This window comes from Bartonella sp. B30(2025) (assembly GCF_053793825.1).
In genome coordinates this window covers 1439437-1464631 of sequence record NZ_CP200034.1, presented here as the reverse complement: position 1 = coordinate 1464631, position 25195 = coordinate 1439437, and the positions used below count along the sequence as shown (strand labels likewise).

Sequence of the window (25195 nt, the reverse complement as noted above, 5' to 3'; positions counted from 1 at the left end):
GAGGTTTGTAATATGGCCGAAGGTGAGATTAACAACAAGAGTGAGGAGCCCGTCTTTTCTATATTAACGCAATATTTAAAAGATTTTTCATTTGAAAATCCAAATGCCCCTCGCTCATTGCGCCCACGCGAAAAGGCACCAAAAATTGACATTGACATTAATGTTAATGCTAACTCAATGGACGATAACAATTATGATGTTGTTTTGTCTCTCTCAGTCAAAGCTCATGATGATACAGAAGTATTGTTTCATGTAGAATTGATTTATGGTGGTGTTTTCCATCTTAAAAATATTCCGCAAGAGCATGTTATGCCTCTCGTTTTTATTGAGTGCCCTCGTCTTTTATTTCCATTTGCCCGACAAATCGTATCTGATGCCACCCAAAATGGCGGTTTTCCACCTTTATGGATTGACCCAATCGATTTTGCAGCCTTATTCCAAAAGCGTATAGCTAAAGAACAAAAAAACAGCCCAACGCAACCATCTTAAAAGTTAGTTTTTGTGCTCAAAAAAAGGCCCCTAAATATCAGTGGCCTTTGTTTTTTCTATCATTTTTTTGCATGGTAAGCAGCTAGCGCTGCAATATTGACAATGTCTGTATCATTCCCATTAAATGGTACGATTTGGACAGACTTCTCCAACCCAATTAAAATAGGACCTATAATAGTTGCTTCACCAAGCTCTTGCAACATTTTGCTCGCAATAGAAGCGGTATGATACCCCGGCATTATTAAAATATTAGCAGATTCAGTTAAACTCATAAAGGGATATTGTTGCATCAATCTTGAATTGAGCGCAACATCAGCACTCATTTCCCCATCGAATTCAAAATCAACCTTACGTTCACGCAAAATACTAACAGCATCTTGAATATGCTGTGTAACCTGTCCTGCCAAATAGCCAAAAGTAGAAAATGCTGCAAATGCTACCCGTGGCTGATACCCTAAACCACGAACAAAAAAAGCTGTTTGTTCCGCGATATCAGCAAGTTCTTTAGCATTAGGTTTCTCATAAACAGCAGTATCTGCGATAAATATAATGCGCCCACAACAAATAACCATTGAAATACCAATAAGTCGCTCATTTGGTTTCTCATTAATAACCCGGCGTATATCAATCAATGTTGTTTCATAATTGCCTGTCACTCCTGTAACCATTGCATCAGCATCACCTAACGCAACCATACAAGCAGCAAAATAATTGTGATCATTGTTGATACGACGATGACAATCACGCAATAACCAGCCTTGACGCTGCATCTTTTTATATAAATAATCGACGTAAGTATCAGTACGATCAGAAAGTTTAGCATTCATAATAGAAATGCCTTCTCGCTTAAGATTAATTCCAGCAACAACAGCTTTTTCTTGAACTTTCTTTTCACAACCGACCAAAATTGCCTGTCCTAATTTTTGATGAACATAGGAAACGGCTGCCCGCATTACCTGCTCTTCTTCACCATCTGCAAAAACAATTTGTTTTGGCGCTTGGCGAACATGATCATAAACACCACGCATCGCAAAAGAAGTAGGATCACGTCTTGCATTCAAATTGCGCTCATAAGCCTCTAAATCATCAATATGCTTTTGAGCAACACCGCTTTCCATTGCTGCCTTTGCTACTGCCATTGAAACAACCGTGAGTAAGCGTGGATCAAAAGGAACAGGAATGATATAATTGGGACCAAATTTCAATCGCTTTCCATGATAAGCTTTTATAACACTATCAGGCACTTCCTCATGTGCTAAATTTGCAAGAGCTTTTGCAGCAGCAATCTTCATATCTTCGTTAATAACCGTCGCACGCACATCAAGTGCACCACGAAATATATAAGGGAAACACAGAACATTATTAATCTGATTTGGATAATCCGAGCGACCTGTCGCTATAATGGCATCACCACGCACTTGCATCACTTCTTCTGGTGTAATTTCTGGATCTGGATTGGCCATAGCAAAAATAATCGGTTTAGGAGCCATAGATCTTATCATTTCTGGAGTAATTGCTCCTTTAGCAGAAACTCCAAAAAACATGTCAGCTCCTTCCATAGCCTCAGCAAGTGTGCGTTTATCCGTTCGAATAGCGTGAGCCGCTTTCCATTGATTCATCCCTTCTTGACGCCCCTCATAAACAACACCCTTCGTATCACATAATATGATATTTTCAGGCGGAAATCCCATTGCTTTAATAAGTTCGATACATGCAATTCCGGCAGAACCAGCACCATTACAAACCAGTCGGGTATTTTTCATATCGCGCCCGGTCAAATATAAAGCATTGAGTACCCCAGCAGCTACAATAATTGCTGTACCATGTTGATCATCATGAAAAACAGGAATATTCATTATTTCGCGCAAGCGGCTTTCTATTATAAAACACTCAGGAGCTTTAATATCTTCAAGATTTATGCCACCAAAAGAGGGCTCTAAATGGCGCACTAAATTGATAAAGCTTTCTGTATCATTTGTATCCACTTCCAAATCAATTGAATCAATATCTGCAAAGCGCTTAAAAAGTACTGCTTTTCCTTCCATCACTGGTTTAGAAGCTAATGCACCTAAATTCCCTAAACCCAAAATAGCTGTTCCATTTGATATAACGGCAACAAGATTACCCTTTGCTGTATAATCATATGCAAGCGCTGGATTTCGAAAAATTTCCTTAACTGGAACAGCAACACCTGGTGAATAAGCAAGTGCTAAATCATACTGCGTTGCAATAGGTTTTGTTGCAACAATTTTAAGCTTTCCAGGTTGACCACGACTATGAAAATCTAGAACTTCTTGCTCGCTAAGGTTATAAGCCGTTTGATATGTTTGCTGATCCTGTTCACTTTTTTTCATTTCACTTAATTTTCTCCCACAACTTATCTTCTAAAACAGTGTAAACCCTGTTCAATAATGCATTGTATTATCCGATTTTTAAATTTGATTCATATACCGGAAATCGCTATGTTCATTCTAACAGCTCTAACCATGCGTTTCAATTCAGAGTTAGGGAAGATAGACGTTGATAATAAATAAAAAAGGTATAGACCCCTCTATTGAAAAAAATGAGCGCACGAAATGGATAAAAAGACTGACCATAAAAGTGATGATTTAATCTCAAATTTTGCACCCTCATCTGCCCCACATCAAGAACGCCTCACACCTATGATGGAGCAATATATCGAAATCAAAGCAGTCAATAACGATTCTCTTCTTTTTTATCGTATGGGTGATTTTTACGAATTATTTTTTGATGATGCAGTTGAAGCCGCTCAAGCTTTAGGAATTACTCTTACAGCACGTGGAAAACATTTGGGTAAAGATATTCCTATGTGTGGTGTTCCAGTTCACGCTGCAGATGATTATTTGCAAAAATTAATCTCCTGTGGTTATCGTGTTGCTGTTTGTGAACAAACAGAAAATCCAACAGAAGCTAAAAAGCGTGGAGCAAAATCTGTCGTTCGACGGGATGTTGTTCGTCTTGTTACACCTGGAACCATAACAGAAGAAAAACTTCTTGATCCAACGCGTGCAAATTATCTGATGACACTTTCCCGTATCAAAATCAGCGATGGAGAGGAATTTGCCCTTTCTTGGATTGATATCTCAACAGGTATATTTCGTGTAACAGAAAGCCATCATGAAAAGCTTTTGGCAGACATTATGCGTGTCGATCCACAGGAAATTATTGTTGCTGATTCTTTTTTTCATGATAAATCTCACAAATCGCTTTTTAACGTTCTTGGTCGTATTGTCTCACCTCAACCTGCAAACCTTTTTGATACAATTACCGCTGAACGTGATATTTGTGATTATTTTAAACTTTCAACTCTTGAAGGCGTTGCTGATTATTCACGTCCAGAACTTTCTGCAATCGTCGCAGCTATTCGTTATATTGAAAAAACACAAATTTCTCATCGCCCCCCTCTCATGCGTCCTGAGCGACAAAATGAAAGTGCAACTCTCTTTATTGACGCTGCCACTAGGTTGAATCTTGAACTTGTTCGAACCACATCAGGCCAGCGCGATGGAAGTTTACTAAAAGCAATTGATCGTACGGTCACAGGAGGAGGTGCACGTCTTCTTGTTGATCGCCTCATTGCACCTCTAACTACACCTTCAGCTATTGATAGACGCTTGGATTCTATTGCTTTTTTCTTGCAAAATCCATCCCTGGCAGAAGCCATAAAGCTTATTTTAAAAGGGGGACCAGATATGCCCCGTGCCGTTTCACGTTTAGCTCTTGGACGAGGAGGTCCACGTGATATGGCAACAATTCAACGCGGTTTTGGAATCATTCGTGAACTCAATCAACTCCTTGATAACCAATTGCTTCCTCAAGAAATAAGCGATATACAACAGATTTTTTCACATTTACCTGTCGCTTTGCTTTTGCATTTAGAACAGGCATTAGCTGATGATCTCCCTCTCCTTAAGCGTGATGGTGGTTTTATTCGTCCTCATTATCACAAAGAGCTTGATGAAATGCGTGCCCTGCGTGATGAATCTCGCCGTGTTATCGCAGAATTGCAAGCACAGTACGCTCGAGAAACAGATATTAAAACGCTTAAAATAAAACATAATAATATCTTAGGCTACTTTATTGAAGTAACGAATTTACAGGCTCCTGCTCTTACTAATACTCCGCAAGCACAAGCACGTTTTATCCATCGACAAACAATGGCAAATGCTATGCGTTTTACGACAACAGAACTTGCTGAACTTGAAAGCCGTATTGCTCATGCAGCCGGTCATGCTATGTCTCTTGAACTGGAAATTTTCGATACTCTTGTTAATGAAATTACTGAGCATGTTGATTTCATTCGTAAAGCTGCTGAAGCGCTCGCTATTTTAGATGTGTCTGTTGCTTTAGCACATTTAGCTGAAGAACAAAATTATTGTCGCCCTAAAATTGATCAATCACTTACCTTTAATATCACCGCAGGACGTCATCCCGTGGTGGAGCAAGCATTACGAAAACAAGCAGCAGAACCATTTGTTGCAAATAACTGTGATCTCTCTGCGCAAAAAAACCATCAATATGCAGCAATTTGGTTATTGACAGGTCCCAATATGGGAGGAAAGTCAACTTTTTTACGGCAAAATGCTCTCATCGCTATTATGGCGCAAATGGGTTCTTTTGTTCCAGCTGCTGCAGCACATATTGGTGTTGTAGATCGTTTATTTAGTCGTGTTGGCGCTTCTGATGATCTTGCTCGAGGACGCTCAACCTTTATGATGGAAATGGTTGAAACCGCAACGATCCTTAATCATGCTAGCAGCCATTCCCTTGTTATTCTTGATGAAATTGGACGAGGAACATCAACCTTTGATGGACTTTCAATTGCGTGGGCAACAGTTGAATATCTTCATGAAGTAAATCACTGTCGTGCTATTCTTGCCACACATTTTCATGAGATGACAGCACTTACCGAGAAACTTAACCGACTTCATAATGTAACAATGAAAGTCAATAATTGGAATGGCGATGTTGTTTTTCTACATGAAGTCACACAAGGAGCTGCTGATCGCTCTTATGGAGTACAAGTTGCAAAGCTTGCTGGACTTCCGCCAGCAGTTATCACGCGCGCGGCAGATGTTCTGCATCAATTAGAACAAAGCGAAATGGCTGGAAAAGGGCATAGACTAATCGATGATTTGCCGCTCTTTTCTCTAAATGCAACATCTACTACAAATGAAAAAATAAATAAACATTGTGCGCTTTATGAAGCTTTAAAAGATATTCACCCTGACGAACTTTCCCCTAAAGATGCTTTAGAAGCACTTTATCGCCTTAAACAGCTTGAAAAAAGTGATTCTTTTTAAAAAATAAAAGACAACATTTATTTTGAATATTCATACTGTCTTATATCTATCGCATTTTTGTATCTATAAAACACATAGAAAAATTCATACGCAATACCTCATAATCTATTTATTCTTCATACAAACAAAGATAAAATTTACATCAGTTTTAATGCATGTTCCATAATGAATGAAAAGACTGACTAACCCAATAAATAGCTCCCGATAACCCACTTTAAATATTGGCAAAAGACGCAAAGAGGCTCTTAAAACTTATTTATCTTCTTATAAAAATACTTTACCCATCAATATTACGCACTGCCCCCTTTGCAGCGGAAGTTGTCATAGCTGCATAAGCTTGAAGAGCTTTTGAAACTTTACGCTTACGCTTTTCAATCGGTTTCCATGCAGTCTTTCCCTTTTTTTCCATTTTAGCACGACGATGCATAATCTCGACGTCATCAACTAACATGTTAATGGTACGGTTAGGAATATCAATCTCTATTATATCCCCTTCTTCCACCAAAGCAATTTCTCCTCCTTCAGCAGCCTCTGGTGAAATATGTCCAATAGAAAGTCCTGATGTTCCTCCTGAAAAACGACCATCTGTGATCAATGCGCAAACCTTTCCTAATCCTTTAGATTTAAGATAACTCGTTGGATAAAGCATTTCCTGCATTCCAGGACCACCGCGTGGGCCTTCATAGCGAATTAAAACGACATCACCTGGTTTAATTTTATCCGTTAAAATCGCTGAAACAGCGGATTCTTGACTTTCAAAAATTTTTGCTGGTCCCTTAAAAGTTAAAATGGACTGATCAACACCGGCTGTTTTCACAATACAGCCATCTTTCGCAAGATTTCCGTAAAGAACTGCTAATCCTCCATCTTGCGAATATGCATGTTTAACATCTCGGATCACACCTTTTTCACGATCAAGATCAAGCGTATCATAGCGACAAGCTTGACTAAAAGCCATTTGTGTTGAAACACCACCTGGTGCGGCACGATAAAACTCATGAGTTGCTAACTCATTAACTTGCTTTACATCCCAGCGACAAAGAGCTTCTTTCATCGTTTTCTCATGCACTGTATAAACAGATGTATCAATGAGTCCAGCTGCATTTAATTCCCCTAAAAGTCCCATAATACCACCAGCACGATGAACATCTTCCATATGTACATTAGCAATAGCAGGTGCAACTTTACATAAAACAGGGACACGACGCGAAAGACGATCAATATCCGCCATAGTAAAATCTACCTCACCTTCTTGCGCTGCTGCTAAGAGATGCAATACAGTATTGGTTGATCCTCCCATAGAAATATCAACAGTCATTGCATTTTCAAAAGCTTTACGTGAAGCAATAGAACGCGGTAAAACTGTCTCATCACCTTTTTCATAATAATTCTTAGCTAATGCAACGATTTTTCGTCCAGCTTCTTCAAAAAGCATCCGACGGTCTGCATGTGTTGCTAATACAGATCCATTTCCAGGAAGAGCAAGCCCTAATGCTTCTGTAAGGCAATTCATAGAATTAGCAGTAAACATTCCTGAGCAAGAGCCACATGTAGGACAAGCTGCACGCTCCATATTAGCAACTTCTTCTTCCGAATTACTTTCAGAAGCTGCAGCAATCATTGCGTCAACCAAATCAACGTGAATCTCTTGATTTTTCCATTTAATCTTGCCTGCCTCCATCGGACCACCCGAAACAAAAATGGTTGGGATATTTAACCGTAAAGAAGCCATTAGCATCCCAGGAGTAATTTTGTCACAATTGGAAATGCATACTAATGCATCAGCACAATGAGCATTGACCATATATTCAACAGAATCTGCAATAATTTCACGGGAAGGTAAGGAATAAAGCATTCCATCGTGTCCCATCGCGATTCCATCGTCTATAGCAATTGTATTAAACTCTTTTGCGACACCGCCAGCTGTAATGATCTCTTGTGCAACAAACTGTCCAAGATCTTTTAAATGTATATGTCCTGGTACAAATTGTGTAAAAGAATTAGCAATAGCAATGATAGGTTTACCAAAATCAGAATCTTTCATCCCCGTTGCACGCCAAAGACCACGAGCCCCCGCCATATTGCGCCCATGAGTTGATGTTCTTGAACGGTAAGAAAGCATTTTTTCCCCTCCAATAATTTCATTCTTTCTGTTGTGTTGTAACCAAACTTTAAAAACAAGATCTTTATTATTAGAAATAAAAAATGCTTTTTACTGAGACATTTAAATCACAAAACTGCTCAATTATATGTCGCAACAGTTATTATGCTTACTCCAATAAAACTTTCTTATATGATCTTTACTGTTATTTTGGCTTATTAAAACAGACATAATGAGCGATTTAGTTTTTTACATATATCGCAAAAGATATATTTCGCATCTACTTTTTTTATTGCAATAAGATCTGTCAATATTACAAATAAATGCAAAACACACAGCAAACAACATCTTTTCAAACTGTTGCAAAATAAAAAAACAACAACAACGCTCGCGCCTTTTAAGCGATGTATGAAGCTCTTTATTGCCGATAGTTTAACCCAAAAAAATGTTCTGATCTTTTTGGTGGAGCTAAGCGGGATCGAACCGCTGACCTCTTGCATGCCATGCAAGCGCTCTCCCAGCTGAGCTATAGCCCCACAAAAGATCAATTATCTGCCTAAAAGCGGTAATAATCTTGAGCTTTTAAAATGAGAAAAACTGAAGATCAAGAATAATTTGCGTTTAGCAAGAAGAATATATTCCTTCTTCTCTTAAACGTCATCATCACTAGAAACACCACCTCCGATAATGCCAGTAACGTCATCATCATCATCATCATCATGAGACAAAAATGCATCATCGTCATCACCCAAATCCACGTCACTATCTCCCAAATCAGGAAGATCATCATCTTTAGAATCGTCAACATCCTCTTCAAGTAGCATAAAGGCAGATTTTTCAAGTGCTGTATCAAGTTCCTCAGCATCAACTTCTTCTTCACCGCTTGCTTCAGCTGCCGCAACTTCAAAATAAGAACGAGGATAAGAAATTCCTGTATAAGGCGACACAATAGGGTCGCGATTAAGATCATAAAACTTCTTTCCCGTTTCTGGATCAATACGTTTAGTTCCAAGTTCTTCTTTTGCCATCAACCGTGTCCCTTTGGTTAATATTATTCCATTAAAAAAACAAATTTTATGGTGCTTAATCGAAAGACAATGCTTTTGTCAAAGATAAATGCACCTATGTATGGATTTTTTCATGACGCACCTCAAAGCATATGCTAAAGAAGGCTAAATTTAATAAATTCAGACAAAATTAAATAGAATTTTTATGCAAAAAGCAATACCCATAACAGCCTATAAATCTAGCAATCTTTCTGGTAAAATTAAAATACCAGGAGATAAATCAATCTCTCATCGATCCCTTATATTGGGAGGATTAGCAAATGGCGAAACATATATTCATGGATTACTTGAAAGTGATGACGTTCTAAACACAGCTGCCGCTATGCAAGCTATGGGGGCTTGTATTTATAAAAAAAATGGACTCTATATTATTCGTGGAACCGGTAATGGTTGTCTCTTACAAGCCGAACAGCCTTTAGATTTTGGCAATGCAGGAACAGGTGCCCGACTGGTTATGGGAATGGTCGGTGCTTACCATATGAAAACAACCTTTATTGGTGATGCTTCTTTATCTAAACGCCCAATGGGACGTATTCTTGACCCACTGCGTTTAATGGGCGTTGAAATTGAAGCGACACAGAACAACTATCTTCCTTTAACACTTTATGGTCCTAAAATGGCCAACCCAATTCGCTATCATATTCCCATGGCTTCTGCCCAAGTTAAATCAGCGATCCTACTTGCCGGACTCAATATCGCCGGCACCACAACTGTTATTGAGCCAATTCCTACACGCAATCATACAGAAAAAATGTTAAAAGCATTTGGTGCTACACTTGAAATAGAGGTGGATGCACAAGGAACCCATTTCATTCATCTCCATGGGCAACCACATCTCACAGGACAAAATATTGATGTTCCAGGCGATCCTTCTTCTGCTGCTTTTCCATTGATTGCAGCACTTCTTGTAAAAGATTCTGATATCACTATTGAAAATGTTTTGGTAAATAATTCTCGAATAGGACTTATTGAAACACTATGGGAAATGGGAGCAGATATTGAACTTTTGAATCAACGCCAAACGGGTGGAGAAGATGTTGCAGATCTACGCGTCAAATCATCCGTTTTAAAAGGTGTCACTGTCCCTAAAGAACGAGCCCCATCAATGATTGATGAATATCCCGCTTTAGCAGTCGCAGCAGCCTTTGCTGAAGGAAAAACAGTTATGCTAGGACTTGAAGAGTTGCGCGTTAAAGAATCAGATCGTCTATCCGCTGTTGCTCAAGGATTAACAATAAACCATGTAGAATGCGAAGAGGGTAAAGATTTTCTAATCGTTCATGGAAAAAGTTCCGCTAAAGGACTGGGTGGTGGACACGTCCTGACACATCTTGATCATAGAATTGCTATGTGCTTTCTTATTTTTGGATTAATATCAGAAAAACCGGTTACGATTGACGATAAACGAATGATTTCTACTAGCTTTCCAGAGTTTGTCTCTTCCATGCAACAACTTGGAGGAAAAATATATTGAAACCTTTTGTTATTGCAATTGACGGACCCGCAGCCTCAGGAAAAGGAACATTAGCACGCAAAATTGCTGCTCATTATGGACTTCATCATCTAGACACTGGTTTAACTTATCGTGGTGTTGCCGATGCACTTTTACAACAAAAATTGGCTCTTGATGATGAAAAAAGCGCTATTGCTTGTGCCACAGAACTTGATTTTAATACTTTAAATCCGGTGCTGCTTTCTTCTCATGAGCTTGGTCAAGCCGCTTCAAAAATAGCACTTATACCAGCTGTACGCGAGATTCTTGTTGCAAAACAACGTAACTTTGCTAAAATCTTGCCCGGTAGTGTAATCGATGGTCGTGACATTGGTACTGTCGTTTGTCCTAATGCAGATGTTAAGTTTTACATTTTGGCTAATGTTCGAATTCGTGCAAAACGTCGGTACCAAGAAATTTTAAAAAAAGGATTCCAAGCAGATTACAATGAAATCCTTGTTGATCTTGAGCAACGTGACAGCCGTGATATAACCCGCAAGCAGAGCCCGTTAACACCAGCACAAAACGCCCACTTGCTTGATACGTCAGAATTGAGTATAGAAGCAACATTTATAACTGCGTGTACTTTTATTGATCCCATCATAAAAATTCATGGAGTTGATTAAAATCGTTCAAGGTAATTTACAGCCTAGCGCTAATTTTTCTTCCTATATAAGAAATAAGGCAGAAAATTACCTTATGTCCAACACTAACCTAGCGCTTATATCTTTTACAATAAAGATATGTATCAGGAGTTCTTATGTCACAATACAATCCTACAACAGCGGATTTTGAAACCCTTTTAATGGAATCTTTCCAAACCAATGATCTCAACGAAGGATCCGTTGTTAAAGGGCGTGTCATCGCAATCGAAAAAGACATGGCCATTATTGATGCTGGCCTTAAAGTTGAAGGACGTATTCCTCTCAAAGAATTTGGAGCTAAAGGAAAAGACGGTTCTTTGCAAATTGGTGATGAAGTTGAAGTTTATATTGAGCGCATTGAAAATGCGATGGGTGAAGCTGTTTTATCACGTGAAAAAGCTCGAAGAGAAGAAAGCTGGATTCGTTTAGAAGAAAAATTTAATGCAGGTGAACGCGTCGATGGAACTATCTTTAGCCAAGTAAAAGGAGGCTTTACAGTCGACCTTGATGGTGCTGTCGCTTTTTTACCTCGCAGCCAGGTTGATATTCGTCCTATTCGCGATGTTTCACCATTAATGCACAATTCACAATCTTTTGAAATTTTGAAAATGGATCGTCGTCGTGGTAATATCGTCGTTTCACGTCGTACCGTCTTAGAAGAAAGTAGAGCCGAACAGCGTTCAGAAATCGTTCAAAATCTCGAAGAGAACCAAATTGTTGAAGGGGTTGTTAAAAACATTACAGATTATGGTGCCTTTGTCGATCTTGGTGGAATTGATGGTCTTTTACATGTCACGGATATGGCATGGCGGCGTGTTAATCATCCATCTGAAATTCTTACAATTGGCCAAACTATTAAAGTCCAAATTATTCGCATCAATCAAGATACGCACCGTATATCTCTTGGTATGAAACAGCTAGAAAGCGATCCTTGGGAAAGTATCAGCGTCAGATACCCGATTGGTAAAAAAATTATTGGTGCTGTTACCAATATTACGGATTATGGTGGTTTTGTTGAAATCGAACCAGGAATTGAAGGATTGATACATGTTTCTGAAATGAGCTGGACAAAGAAAAATATTCATCCTGGAAAACTTTTATCCACCTCACAAGAGGTAGAAGTGGTTGTTCTTGAAATTGATCCTTCAAAACGTCGTATTTCTCTTAGTTTAAAACAAACATTTGAAAATCCATGGGTTGCTTTCGCCAATAAATTCCCTGTGAATTCACAAATTGAAGGAGAAGTCAAAAATAAAACAGAATTTGGTCTCTTCATTGGACTTGAAGGTGATGTTGATGGAATGGTTCATCTTTCCGATCTGGATTGGAATCGCCCTGGTGAACAAGTCATTGATACATACAATAAAGGTGATATTGTTAAAGCTGTAGTTCTTGATATTGATATTGAAAAAGAGCGTATTTCTCTTGGTATCAAGCAGCTTTCCAATGATAAAGTTGGTGAAGCAGCAGCATCTGGTGAACTGCGCAAGGGGGCTGTTGTAACATGTGAAGTTACTAGCATCAATGAAAATGACATCGGGGTGCAATTGATTGATCACAATTTGGAAACAACTATTCGTCGTGCAGACTTAGCACGTGATCGTGATGAACAGCGTCCTGAGCGTTTTTCTATTGGTCAAAAAGTTGATGCTCGTATCACAGCATTTGATAAAAAAACACGTAAGCTTTCAGTATCAATCAAAGCTTTAGAAATTGCAGAAGAAAAAGAAGCTGTTGCACAATATGGATCTACAGACTCAGGAGCTTCTCTTGGTGATATTCTCGGTGCAGCACTGAAAAAACAAGAGCAAGAATAATAATAAAATGAATTAAAATTTCAATTAAGGTCACTAGCTTCTCTAGTGGCCTTTTTTACTTCTTATTAAAATTTTGCCTATACTCTTTCTAAATTATCTAATAAAAAATTTGACAGCCTTTGAAATATAAATTTATTATTAGATAAAAATACCAATAACCTTATGTGTCTCAGCAAGACTTTTAATAAACAGAGACATATTTACAAATTTTGCTTTATCTGAACAATAATATATAAAAATAAGAGTGTCTATTTTGAGTATTTAATCCAAATACTAAAGAACGACAGTCAACACATTCATAGTGTCGTTTAAAAGATTTTATGGCTTATTGAAATAAATAAAAAAGATAAAACTTATGTTTTTTTCTACAATTAACCCAATTAATTTTTTCTACAATTAACCCAATTAATTATGAACAAGATCATGAAAACCTATCGTATTGGATCTTATGTCATGACTGCAAACATCTATGCAAAACAATTATATTATAGGCAGAGCTATTAATATGATACACAAATCCTATAAGCTTATTTTATAGCGTTAACGCGCGCTATTCTTGGAATTAACATCATTTACATCCACAATTTGTCCTTTTATTCATAAAAATATGCGATGAAAATGAGATTTTACAACACTATGATATAACTCACTGGAAATGATTACCCTCTAATATACTGAGTATTAATAACAAAGAATATACAAAAGTTCATACAAGTATAAAACTGAGAAACAAAAGGAATAATAAGCTTTTTTATTATTGCTCAAAACCATAAAGTTATTATATTCTTTGTACTCTCTATTGTAATTACGTTTAGTGCATTATCAACTGAAATTTCATTTAGCTAAAAGAAAGAATATCATGGATCATACGGATATTGCTAAACGTGTCTACAATCATACTTGGAAGCTTGATCCTATTATTCGCTCACTTTTAGATACAGATTTCTATAAGCTCCTCATGGTACAGATGATTTGGGGACTTTACCCAAATGTAAATGTCACTTTTTCTCTCATAAACCGCACTAAAACGGTACATCTTACTGACGATATTGATGAAAGTGAACTGCGTGATCAACTTGATCACGCTCTTAGTTTGCGCTTTACCAAAAAAGAAATGATTTGGCTTGCTGGTAACACATTTTATGGACGTAAACAGATTTTTGAACCAGATTTTCTTCAGTGGCTCGAAAATTTTCAACTGCCAGAATATGAACTAACTCGCAAAGATGGCCAATATATTCTTCATTTTCATGGTCCGTGGACGCACAGTTCAATGTGGGAAATCCCTGCTCTTGCCATTATAAGTGAACTACGTTCACGTGCTGCTATGAGAAATATGGGACGCTTTGCACTTGATGTGCTTTATGCCCGTGCTAAAGCAAAAATGTGGAGAAAAGTTGAACATCTCAAAAAACTGCCTGACATTAAAATATCTGACTTTGGCACAAGACGCCGGCATTCTTTTTTATGGCAACGTTGGTGCGTAGAGGCGCTAAAAGAAGGCATTGGCAATTCTTTTGTGGGAACTTCTAATGTCCTACTCGCCATGGATACAGATTTAGAAGCTCTGGGTACAAATGCACATGAACTCCCCATGGTTATTGCTGCTCTCGCCAATAATGATAGTGAATTGCGCAAAGCACCTTACAAAGTCTTGCAAAATTGGAACCGTTATTATGGTGGAAATCTTTTAATTGTCTTACCAGATACCTTTGGTACAGAAACATTTTTACGCAATGCACCAGATTGGGTAGCTGATTGGACAGGTTTCAGGTCTGATAGTGCTCCTCCTATTGAGGGGGGAGAACGTATTATTCAATGGTGGAAAGATAAAGGAAAAAATCCACGTGAAAAGTTGTTAGTGTTTTCTGATGCACTTGATATTGATACTATTGAAAAAACCTATAATCACTTCTGCGGTAAAGTCCGTATGAGTTTTGGATGGGGAACAGACTTAACTAATGACTTTGCAGGCTGTGCACCCCAAAAAATTGCAGCTTTTAATGCTATTTCTCTCGTTTGTAAAGCCACCAAAGTCAATGGAAAACCAGCGGTAAAGCTTTCAGATAACCCTGAAAAAACTATTGGTGACCCGCAAGTAGTGCAATATTATTTAAATGTTTTTGGTAATGAAAAACGCACTGTTAGACCTGTAAAAACTTGATCATAAGCTCGTTTATAAAAATAAAGCATAAATCACAGTCTAACAAAAAAATATAATCTTTGAACGCATAAAAATGATAATCTCAACAGGGATGTAAATTATCGTTTAAGATATTCGTACACATCATTTTCTTTGCTAAAAAATATCGTTTCGTAAATATATTAATATGCAATCTCATAACTTTTTAAGATTTATAAAATGATGTACATTCTCATACGCAAATATAACCCTGAAAATTTGAAACAAAGTTTCTCTATTAATAGCTCCTAATAGCTCCAGTAAGCCAAAAAATAAAAAAACTTTTCACCAATAAAGCGTTTTATCTTTATTCTTATGAAGACGGACGTGTTATAACATAAGTGACAATCAAAAGAAAAATAGCCACAACCGATAAGGTAAGCCACAAAGAAGGATGTATAGTCACCCAAAACATTAAAAGCCCACTAGTCATACTGACCACAACAAAAACTTTAATAAATATTGGAATAGCTCTTTTTTCTTTCCATTGCGTAATAAATGCGCCTAAAATGCGATGATTATTTAGCCAATCATGAAATTGTGGAGATGAGCGAGAAAAACACCACGAAGCAATTAATAAAAAAGGAATGGTTGGTACAATAGGTAAGATTATACCTATAAAACCCAATACAATCATGATCCAACCTATTACACAATAGAAGATACGCAAAAAGTAAGATGTCTTAAATTTTTTTTTCATCCTCTAGCGCCATTTTTCCTAAGAAAGATATTTATAATTACTACGCTCTTCATATGCTTTACTGCATACAAATTATTCAATGCCACTTTATGAGTAACATATCTTTGATAACAATTTTTGCTAAACTACAGAGTAACTCACGCAATATGATTACAATCTCAAAATTTTCAAGAAATTAGCAAAATTTTTTAAAAAATCCCAAAATAAAAAGGCTGCAGAATAAATCAATGCAGCCTTTCAATTATGAATACAGTTATAAGGGAAGAAAAAACACTGTATTCATCTGCTAAACATTAGGAGGAATATAGTTTAGCATCTCTTTGTTTAATTAAAGCAAACAAGAGATACAATAGACAAAAATGCATAACTGATATGCATAAATTTTATTATACTCAAATTTCTTGAGTTGTTTTCTGACGAAAGAAAGTCGATATAAAAATAGCGATAAAAATCAGTGTTAAAATTAAAACAATCGTGGAAGCAGAATCAGAACCAATAAATAAGCTGAGATAAATTCCTAAAAAACCAGAAAATGCTGCAACAAACATAGCGATTATCAACATAAAAGAAAATCGCTTAGTGATAAGGTAAGCTATCGCTCCTGGTGTTATCAATAAAGAAATAACTAAAACAATACCCACAGCTTTTAAAGCTGCAACAATAGTGAGAGAAATCATCGTTAAAAGAGTATAATGGAGCACTGATACCCGTAATCCTACCGCGCGCGCCTGAACTGAATCAAAAATATACAGCATAAAATCACGCCATTTTGCTCCTAAAATAAAAGTAACAGCAGCAGCAATTATCGCTGTCTGCATAATATCAAGTCCGCTAATACCTAAAAGATTACCAAATAAAATGTGATTCAAATCTAAGTTGCTATAAATCGCCGTTGCCAAAACGAGTCCTAAACCAAACATAGATGAAAATACAACACCCATTGCTGTATCCTGCTTGATACGGCTATTGCTTTCTAAAAAACCAGTTATGATAGAACAAACCATACCTGCAACAAAAGCACCAAAAGCAATCAAAGTCATCGTAACATTAGCTGGACGAACATGTTGAATCCAAACAAATGGTAAAGAAGTTAAAAATGCCACCACCCACGGCGTTGCCATATAACCAATAACCACCCCAGGAAAAACTGCGTGAGAAATTGCATCACCTAAAAGTGCCCATCCTTTCAAAATCAGAAAACAAGAAAGCATCGCCATTGGAATAGAAAGGATCATAACAATAAGCATGCCTTTAAGCATAAAAGAAAACTGAAAAGGAAGCAGTAAATTGTCAATCATGAGATCACCACACCTTTTTTTGCTGCTTTTATACGCAAGCGCGCAGCAATAAAGCCGTGCTTAGGAGCAAAAATAAAGGCCATAATAAATAAAAATGCTTGAAACAAGACAACAACACCACCAGTTTGCGCATTCAAAAAGTAACTCACATAAACACCCAACACACTTGTAAATGTCCCGATCATCACTGCAATAACCAAAACATTTACAAAACGATCACTTAACAAATAAGCTGTTGCTCCGGGCGTTACGACGAGACAAATAACCAAAAAAGCACCAACAGTCTGCATAGCAGCAACAGTACAAGCGGCAAGCAATGTAAAAAAGAGGATCTTTAAAAACTTAACATTTAATCCAATGGCACGTGCATGCGTCTCATCAAATAAGGAAACGAGTAAATCCTTCCACTTCAAAAGCAATATAAACAAAGAAACAAAACTAATAAAAGCTAATTGTAAAATATCTGATGAACTAACAGCTAAAATATTTCCCAAAACAATCGTATCAATATTAACAGCCATTGGTTTTAAGGATTTTAGAAACAACCCAAATGCAAAAAATGAAGAAAAAATTAAACCAATAATGGTATCTTCTTTAAGCTTTGTTCGGTTGTTAAAAAAAAGCATCGCTGCAGCAGCAAGTCCACCAGAAAAAAAAGCACCAAGCGAAAAGGGCAATCCTAAAAGATAAGCTACTGCTACTCCCGGAACAATTGAATGGGAAAGTGCATCACCAATCAATGACCAACCTTTCAACATCAAAAAAGCAGAAAGGAAAGCACAAACGCACCCAACTAATCCCGAAACCCACATAGCATTAACCATATACTTGTAGCTCAACGGTTCAAGCAACCAAGAAATCATACAATATGCTCCACTCTTTGAATATTTTCAAAAGCAACCGATTGTTTATCTTTAGTGAAAAGGTCATTTTTGACCGCATTTTTGGGATCAAAAATATGATGATGCAAAGCGCCACCAAAAGTTTTTTCAAGATTTTGCGGTGTAAAGACGACTTTAGTTAAACCAGAAGCTACAACAGTTCTTTTTATTAAAACCGTATGGTCACAAAATTCACGAACAGAACCCAAATTATGGGTAGACACCAATATTACAGCACCTTCTTCACGCAAATCTTGCAATAAAGCAATGATTTTATCTTCCGTTGTAACATCAACTCCCGTAAATGGCTCATCTAATAAAATAGCTTTTGCTTGCTGTGCAAGAGCACGCGCCAAAAAAACACGCTTTTTTTGCCCACCTGAAAGTTCACCAATTTGGCGTTTAGCAAAGGATAACATATCAACACGTTCCAGTGCAGCATGAACAGCTTTATAATCACGTGCCCGCGCATAACGAAAAAAATTCATGTGACCATACCGCCCCATCAAAACAACATCTTCAACAAGAACAGGAAAATTCCAATCAACATCTTCGCTTTGAGGAACATAAGCAATAAGGTTCTGCTTTAAAGCTACATCAACTGGTAAATCAAAAATGCGAATTTTTCCTTTTGACGGATGCACAAATCCCATAATAGTTTTAAACAACGTTGACTTTCCTGAGCCATTGACTCCAATCAAAGCTGTAATGGAACCTGTTGGGCTTTCAAAACTCACATCACACAAAGCTGTATGTCCATTACGATAAGTTACTGTCACCCCTTGGGCAAATATTCCAGCTTCACTCATTGTCCCTTCTCTCCATCTAATAAAGCACTCGTAATTCGTGTACTCGTTACACGTAATAAATCAATATATGTCGGGACCTCACCATTTTTCTCACTGAGTGAATCAACATAAAGAACACCACCATATTTGGCTCCTGTTTCTTTTGCTACCTGCTTGGCAGGCGCTGGAGAAATAGTGCTTTCAGAAAAAATTACATGGATATTATGTTTTCGAACCATATCAATAACGTATCTAACTTGCTGTGGTGTTCCTTGCTGATCAGCATTAATTGGCCATAAATACAGTTCTTTCAAATTAAAATCACGGGCCAGATAACTGAACGCGCCTTCACTCGTCACAAGCCAACGCTTATTTTCTGGCAGAACTTCTAATTTAGCCTTAATTGGATCAATCATTGCACGAATTTTCTGTTTATAAATTTCAGCATTTTCTTGATAAATAGCAGCATGCTCAGGATCATATTTTACAAAAGCATCACGGATATTATCGACATAAATTAAAGCTGAGGTCGGTGACATCCATGCATGTGGATTTGGCTTTCCACTATAAGGTCCCTCACCAATTTTGATTGGTACAATACCCTCTGAAATAACGGCACTTGGAACATCTTTAATATTTTGAAAAAATTTTTCAAACCAAAGCTCTAATTCTAACCCGTTCCATAATATAAGATTAGCCCCTTGCGCACGCATAAGATCTCGAGGTGTTGGCTGATATTCATGAATTTCAGCACCTGGTTTAGTGATCGATTCAACATCAGCAGCATCGCCCGCTACATTGCGTGCCATATCAGCAATGACAGTAAAAGTTGTCACGGCTTTAAATTTACCGGCACCCAAAGCAAAATCGGGTGCAAAAAAAATAATACTTCCCAAAACGACAGAAAAAAACGTTTTTACGTTCATAAATTCTCTCTTTATTGCCAATGATTTGCATTACTATTTAGCAATAACAATTATCTTTTACCTTTGCAACGAATGATTTTTACAAAAATTACTTTGTGAAATTATTTAAAAATATTCTTTCCTGCCATTAAAAAGACTGATATTGAAAAAAAGCACGTTGGGCATGAATGTCCATTTGTGTAGCTTTATAAATCTTGAATATATAAAAAATAAGGGAGCACTCAAAAGTGCTCCCACTGCCGGTCTAATAGCTCTATAGGAAAGAATATACTCAACAACGCAAATGTGCACCCGTCGCTTTAGTGACATTTTCTACGATCTTTAAAGCAAGGTTTTCTAAATCTTCATCAGTCAAAGTTCGCTCAATAGGCTGAATAGAAACCTCAATTGCAACAGACTTTTTATCTTCGCCAAGCATTGAGTCTTCAAAAAGATCAAAAACTTGTACTGAATGAATAAGCTTTTTATCGGCTCCACTAGCGGCACGAACAATAAGAGAAGAAGCAACCATTTTATCAACTACAAAAGCAAAATCACGGTGCACCATTTGAAAAGGCGATAACTTTAAAGGAGAGCGGCTTTTCGTTACCTTCTTTTTAGACACTGGTATCTGGTCAAGAAAAACTTCAAAACCACACAAAGGACCGTTGACATCTAATTTTTCTAATGTAGCGGGGTGAAAAACACCAAAAAAGCCAAGTATCACCTTTGATCCAAGCTTCATAATCCCTGAACGACCAGGATGATACCAATCCGGTGCTCCAACTTCAATCTGAACCTTGCCGATATCTAAACCGCATGCTTCTAACACAGCCAATGCATCAGCTTTCGCATCAAAAACATCAACTGCTGTCGCATTACCACTCCAAAATCGTCCTGCCCCTTCAAGTCGTTCTGTTCCACGGCGAACTCCGCCAGCAACACGTTGCTGTTTATCAGGGGTATCTCCTTCATAGATACTGGCAATTTCAAATAAAGCAAGATCTGAAAAACCACGATCAGCATTTCGCTGTGCCGCCATAAGCAAACTAGGTAAAAGAGAAGGGCGCATCACGGACATATCAATAGCAATAGGATTGACTAATTTAAGCTCTGCTTGTCCCCCTCCAAAAGCAAGTGCCTGACTTTCAGAAATAAAAGACCACGTCACGGCTTCTTTCATACCACGACAAGCTAAAGCCAAACGGACAATACGTGAACGCATCTGCGAACATGTTAAAGCTTGGCTATTACTTTCGATAAAATCTTCTAATGGAACAGGCTCAATTTTATCCAGCCCATAAATCCTCATCACCTCTTCCACTAAATCCGCTTTACCAAAAATATCAAGACGCCATGTTGGGACTTTAACCGTAACGATGTCTCCTTCCCCTTCGATATGAAATCCAAGCTGTGCTAAAATAGCAAAAGCTCGTTCACGTTCTATTTCTAAACGCGTCAAACGTTTTATTTCAGAAAAAGGAAATGCAATCCGTTTAATATCAGGCTGCTGATAACCAACAATTCTTGTGTTTGATACTTCGCCACCACAAAGACGTAAAGTTAATTCTGTTGCAATATCAAGCCCTGCTTCCATAAAAGCTGGATCAACGCCCCGTTCAAATCGATAACGTGCATCACTTATAAGCCCTAATGTACGCCCCGTCTGTGCAATACTATGTGCATCCCAAAGCGCTGACTCGATAATAACACGGCGTGTTGTTTCATCACATCCTGTTCTTTCACCACCCATAATACCAGCGATAGAAACAACACCCTCATCATCTGCAATAACGCAATCTTTAACACTCAAATGATAAACTTTTCCGTTAAGCGCCTTAAATTGTTCACCTTCACGTCCACGACGTACAATCAAATTCCCTTTAATTTTATCCGCATCAAAAACATGAAGAGGACGACCAAAGTCAAAACTCATGTAATTCGTCATATCAACCAAAGCATTAATTGGTCTCAAACCAATAGCAATCAAACGCTGCTGCATCCACTGTGGCGACACATCATTTTGAATATTGCGAACTTCACGCCAAGCAAAACCTAAACATAATGATCGATCTTGTGAAAAATCTAAAGCAACATTTACCGGCGTTTCAAAAGAAGTAGCAAATTGAGGCACCGACAATTCTTTTAATCGCCCAATCCCAGTCGCTGCAAGATCCCGTGCAATACCGCGAACACCAGTACAATCAGAACGATTGGGCGTTAAACCAATATCAATGACGGGATCATCTAAACCTGCATAAACCGAAAATAAACCTCCAATCGGCACATCTTCTGGAAGTTCGATAATCCCATCATGCTGATCCGATAATGCAAGTTCAGCTTGTGAACACATCATCCCAAAACTTTCAACACCACGGATTTTTCCTATAGATAATGTCACATCAAGTCCAGGTACATAAGTGCCAGGCAACGCAAGAACACCAATAAGTCCAACACGTGCGTTTGGTGCTCCGCAAACAACCTGCATAGGTGTACCAGACCCTATGTCTACAGACAAAACCTGAAGTTTATCTGCATCAGGATGTTTAATTGCTGTTAAAATTTTTGCAATCACAAAGCCTTTTAAAGAAGAACGATCGTCAACATGCTCAACTTCAAGACCAATAGCTGTAAGTTTATCACAAATTTCATCCAAAGACGCATTTGTCTCTAAGTGATCTTTCAACCAAGACAATGTAAATTTCATTTTTAAACCTCACATGAAAGCTATAAAAAGATCACACATTTTTTAAATCAGAAAAGAAAGCAGGCATATCAAAGCAACGAAAGCCATAATGATCTAACCAACGCAGATCGGCATCAAAAAATGCCCGCAAATCAGGCATACCGTACTTCAACATAGCAATACGATCAATGCCCATTCCCCATGCAAAACCCTGATATTCATCAGGATCTAAACCAACATTTTTTAATACATTCGGATGTACCATTCCGCATCCTAAGATTTCTAGCCAATCCTGTCCTTGCCCAAACTTTACCTCCGAACCAGAACGATCACATTGAATATCCACTTCCATTGATGGTTCAGTAAAAGGAAAAAACGAAGGGCGAAAACGCATCTTTACAGAAGACACTTCAAAAAAAGCCTTACAAAAAGTCTCATGAAGCCACATCATATGCGCAATCGTCGAAGTTTTATCAATCACAAGACCTTCCACTTGATGAAACATTGGTGAATGAGTCGAATCTGAATCCATACGATAAGTTTTTCCAGGAATAATGATACGTATCGGTGGTTTTTGCTTCTCCATTGTACGAATTTGCACAGGTGATGTGTGAGTGCGCAATAACTTCCGTTCTTGTGCCTTATCCGCATTAAAAAAGAAGGTATCATGCATTTCGCGAGCTGGATGATCTTCAGGAAAATTCAATGCAGCAAAATTATAATAATCTGTCTCAATATCTGGTCCTTCTGCAACAGAAAAACCCATATTTGTATAAATGGCTATAATCTCCTCAATTACTTGTGACACAGGATGAATACGCCCCCTTTCAACAGGGGAAGAACGTACAGGTAAAGTGACATCGACCGTTTCACTAGAAAGGCGTGCATTCATCGCTTGGCGCTTAAGAAAATCACGCTTTTTAGCCCATAATTCTAAAACACGATTTTTTAACCCATTAAGAACTGGCCCTACTTTTTGGCGTTCTTCAGCATTCATTTTTCCTAGTGTTTTTAACTTTTCAGAGATACTGCCTTTTTTACCTAATGCTGCAACACGCACTGTTTCAAGTGTCTGCTCATCACTTGCAGCTTCCAAAGCTAAACAAATTTCTTGTTCGAGACGCTCAATATCGCTCATATTTTTGCCTATTTTTTTTTAATAAAAAAACCCGCACTAGTTAAAACCAGTACGGGATCCTGAATAAATAAACGCTTTAAAAGGACGTGACTGGCTTACTTGACAGCGCCTTCAAAAGCATTAGGCGTTGTGTCTTTTAAATATTCCAAAGCCTTCTTTGCGGAAGCTACTAAAGCAGAAAATGCTGCAGCCTCATGAACTGCTATGTCTGAGAGAACCTTACGGTCAACTTCAATACCAGCCTTTGACAAGCCATCAATAAAGCGTCCATAAGTTAAACCTTCTGCCCGAACAGCCGCATTAATTCTTTGAATCCACAAAGCACGGAATGTACGTTTTTTATTTTTGCGATCACGGTAAGCGTACTGCTTTGAGCGATCAACTGCTGCTTTAGCTGCGCGAATAGTATTTTTACGTCGACCGTAAAAACCTTCAGCCTGTTTCAAAACCTTTTTATGCTTAGCGTGCGCTGTAACACCTCTTTTTACGCGTGCCATACGATACTCTCCTCAAAATCAAAAGCGCAAAGCTTAATGGCCATTCGGCAAATAATAATGGATGATTTTTTTAGCATCCGATTCTGTCAGAACCATTGTTCCGCGAGCATCACGAATAAACTTATTAGAACGTTTAATCATACCATGGCGTTTGCCTGCAGCAGTTGCTTTAACACGACCTGATGCAGTGATTTTGAACCGCTTTTTAGCGGATGACTTGGTCTTCATTTTGGGCATTTTGCTACTCCACATTCAAATAAATCGATCAAGCTGACCAAAGCTTGAACAAGCACCTGAACAGCCACGGCATGCCCTGCCGGGCGGCTCCAAAATTATTCTCATAAGTCACTATACAAAAAATAGCAAGGCTATATCAAAAAAAAATCGGAGCCCCATTGCCTTGAACTTCAATCAAAGGAGCTGGAATTGCATTTGTTTTAATTTCTGCTTTACATAAATCAGCAATAATACATTGCATACATTGCGGTTTCCGTGCTTTGCAGATATAGCGCCCATGCAAAATAAGCCAATGATGCGCATAACGAAGATAACGCGTAGGTATAATATGAAGCAGTTTTTTTTCAACAATCTCTGGTGTTTTTCCGGATGCTAAACCAATTCGGTTAGCCAAACGAAAAATATGCGTATCCACTGCTATCGTCGGCTCTCCAAAAGCTACATTCAAAACAACATTAGCGGTTTTACGCCCTACTCCAGGAAGCGCCATAAGTTCTTCACGATTATCAGGCACTTGACCACCGTACTGATTTATTAAAACGCAACAAAGCGAATAAATGTTGTGTGCTTTTGCACGCCAAAGACCAATTGTACGAATATGGCGTGCGATTTCTTCTTCTCCTAATGCAGCCATTTTTTCTGGTTGATCGGCTAGGCAAAACAATTCCTCTGTCGCTTTATTAACGCTAACATCTGTCGCTTGCGCTGAAAGAATAACTGCAACTAAAAGAGTGAACACATTTGTATAAATAAGATCGCTTTTTGGATGAGGGCGTTGAACAGAAAAACGACGAAATATTTCCTCAATTTCATTTTTATTATACAATGTTTCAGCTGCTTTTCTCGCTTTTGACAATTTTATTGTTTTTTGTGTCATTGAACTCTCTCATCTTTTCCCTTGAAGTTACCACTCACGCTCGCCATATGAGAGGAACGCAGCAAGCACTTT

Annotated in this window: 19 protein-coding genes and 1 tRNA gene; 6 read left to right on the top strand and 14 right to left on the bottom strand. The window is 38.0% G+C overall.

What is annotated here, in order from left to right:
- The first annotated feature begins 12 nt into the window (after positions 1-12).
- Entirely contained in the window at positions 13-489 is a 477-nt protein-coding gene (secB, locus tag V4P55_RS06230; RefSeq protein WP_455474227.1) for a protein-export chaperone SecB, read from the top strand.
- Between the two features lie 59 nt (positions 490-548).
- Here secB and V4P55_RS06225 read toward each other — a convergent pair whose 3' ends face one another.
- A complete protein-coding gene (locus tag V4P55_RS06225; protein ID WP_455474226.1) occupies positions 549-2843 on the bottom strand; it encodes an NADP-dependent malic enzyme in 2295 nt (764 codons plus the stop codon).
- 222 nt (positions 2844-3065) lie between these two features.
- Between V4P55_RS06225 and mutS the strand changes: the two genes are divergently transcribed.
- Positions 3066-5813 carry a DNA mismatch repair protein MutS gene (mutS, locus tag V4P55_RS06220; protein ID WP_455474225.1) on the top strand — a complete coding sequence of 916 codons (2748 nt, stop codon included), beginning with the start codon at positions 3066-3068 and terminating at the stop codon, positions 5811-5813.
- A gap of 277 nt (positions 5814-6090) precedes the next feature.
- Here the strand turns inward: mutS and ilvD are convergent, their stop codons facing one another.
- The 3 genes from ilvD to V4P55_RS06205 form a co-directional block, all read right to left on the bottom strand.
- A complete protein-coding gene (gene ilvD, locus V4P55_RS06215; protein WP_455474224.1) occupies positions 6091-7935 on the bottom strand; it encodes a dihydroxy-acid dehydratase in 1845 nt (614 codons plus the stop codon).
- 439 nt (positions 7936-8374) lie between these two features.
- Positions 8375-8450: transfer RNA gene (locus V4P55_RS06210), tRNA-Ala, on the bottom strand.
- Positions 8451-8564: 114 nt separating this feature from the next.
- Complete coding sequence (locus tag V4P55_RS06205; RefSeq protein WP_455474223.1) at positions 8565-8942, bottom strand: TIGR02300 family protein; 378 nt, start codon at positions 8940-8942, stop codon at positions 8565-8567.
- A 184-nt stretch (positions 8943-9126) separates the two neighbouring features.
- Between V4P55_RS06205 and aroA the strand changes: the two genes are divergently transcribed.
- From aroA to pncB, 4 genes are all read left to right on the top strand, one after another.
- Positions 9127-10455, top strand: a complete 1329-nt coding sequence (gene aroA, locus V4P55_RS06200; protein ID WP_455474222.1) for a 3-phosphoshikimate 1-carboxyvinyltransferase — start codon at positions 9127-9129, stop codon at positions 10453-10455.
- A complete protein-coding gene (cmk, locus tag V4P55_RS06195; protein WP_455474221.1) occupies positions 10452-11099 on the top strand; it encodes a (d)CMP kinase in 648 nt (215 codons plus the stop codon). Before aroA ends, cmk begins: the two co-directional genes overlap by 4 nt.
- 134 nt (positions 11100-11233) lie before the next feature.
- Positions 11234-12934, top strand: coding sequence for a 30S ribosomal protein S1 (rpsA, locus tag V4P55_RS06190; protein ID WP_455474220.1), 1701 nt, complete (start codon positions 11234-11236; stop codon positions 12932-12934).
- 859 nt (positions 12935-13793) lie between these two features.
- The gene (pncB, locus tag V4P55_RS06185; protein WP_455474219.1) at positions 13794-15098 is read left to right on the top strand and encodes a nicotinate phosphoribosyltransferase; all 1305 of its coding nucleotides are present in this window, start codon (positions 13794-13796) and stop codon (positions 15096-15098) included.
- Positions 15099-15429: 331 nt separating this feature from the next.
- On the opposite strand, the gene V4P55_RS06180 is transcribed toward pncB, so the two are convergent.
- The 10 genes from V4P55_RS06180 to nth all read right to left on the bottom strand — a co-directional run bounded on the left by V4P55_RS06180 (position 15430) and on the right by nth (position 25123).
- The gene (locus V4P55_RS06180) at positions 15430-15816 is read right to left on the bottom strand and encodes a YbaN family protein (protein WP_455474218.1); all 387 of its coding nucleotides are present in this window, start codon (positions 15814-15816) and stop codon (positions 15430-15432) included.
- A 392-nt stretch (positions 15817-16208) separates the two neighbouring features.
- Positions 16209-17114 (bottom strand): metal ABC transporter permease, encoded by a 906-nt coding sequence (locus tag V4P55_RS06175; RefSeq protein WP_455474217.1) that lies wholly within the window; start codon positions 17112-17114, stop codon positions 16209-16211.
- Positions 17111-17977 (bottom strand): metal ABC transporter permease, encoded by an 867-nt coding sequence (locus V4P55_RS06170; protein ID WP_455474216.1) that lies wholly within the window; start codon positions 17975-17977, stop codon positions 17111-17113. The genes V4P55_RS06175 and V4P55_RS06170 overlap by 4 nt, the downstream gene beginning before the upstream one ends.
- Complete coding sequence (locus V4P55_RS06165; RefSeq protein ID WP_455474215.1) at positions 17974-18804, bottom strand: manganese/iron ABC transporter ATP-binding protein; 831 nt, start codon at positions 18802-18804, stop codon at positions 17974-17976. The genes V4P55_RS06170 and V4P55_RS06165 overlap by 4 nt, the downstream gene beginning before the upstream one ends.
- Positions 18801-19709 carry a metal ABC transporter substrate-binding protein gene (locus V4P55_RS06160; RefSeq protein ID WP_455474214.1) on the bottom strand — a complete coding sequence of 303 codons (909 nt, stop codon included), beginning with the start codon at positions 19707-19709 and terminating at the stop codon, positions 18801-18803. Before V4P55_RS06160 ends, V4P55_RS06165 begins: the two co-directional genes overlap by 4 nt.
- 271 nt (positions 19710-19980) lie before the next feature.
- Positions 19981-22395, bottom strand: a complete 2415-nt coding sequence (gene pheT, locus V4P55_RS06155; protein ID WP_455474213.1) for a phenylalanine--tRNA ligase subunit beta — start codon at positions 22393-22395, stop codon at positions 19981-19983.
- Positions 22396-22426: 31 nt separating this feature from the next.
- Positions 22427-23512, bottom strand: a complete 1086-nt coding sequence (gene pheS / locus V4P55_RS06150; RefSeq protein WP_455474212.1) for a phenylalanine--tRNA ligase subunit alpha — start codon at positions 23510-23512, stop codon at positions 22427-22429.
- Positions 23513-23607: 95 nt separating this feature from the next.
- Positions 23608-24009 (bottom strand): 50S ribosomal protein L20, encoded by a 402-nt coding sequence (gene rplT / locus V4P55_RS06145; RefSeq protein ID WP_455474211.1) that lies wholly within the window; start codon positions 24007-24009, stop codon positions 23608-23610.
- A 33-nt stretch (positions 24010-24042) separates the two neighbouring features.
- The gene (gene rpmI, locus V4P55_RS06140) at positions 24043-24246 is read right to left on the bottom strand and encodes a 50S ribosomal protein L35 (protein WP_455474209.1); all 204 of its coding nucleotides are present in this window, start codon (positions 24244-24246) and stop codon (positions 24043-24045) included.
- Positions 24247-24382: 136 nt separating this feature from the next.
- A complete protein-coding gene (nth, locus tag V4P55_RS06135) occupies positions 24383-25123 on the bottom strand; it encodes an endonuclease III (protein ID WP_455474208.1) in 741 nt (246 codons plus the stop codon).
- Positions 25124-25195: the final 72 nt, after the last annotated feature.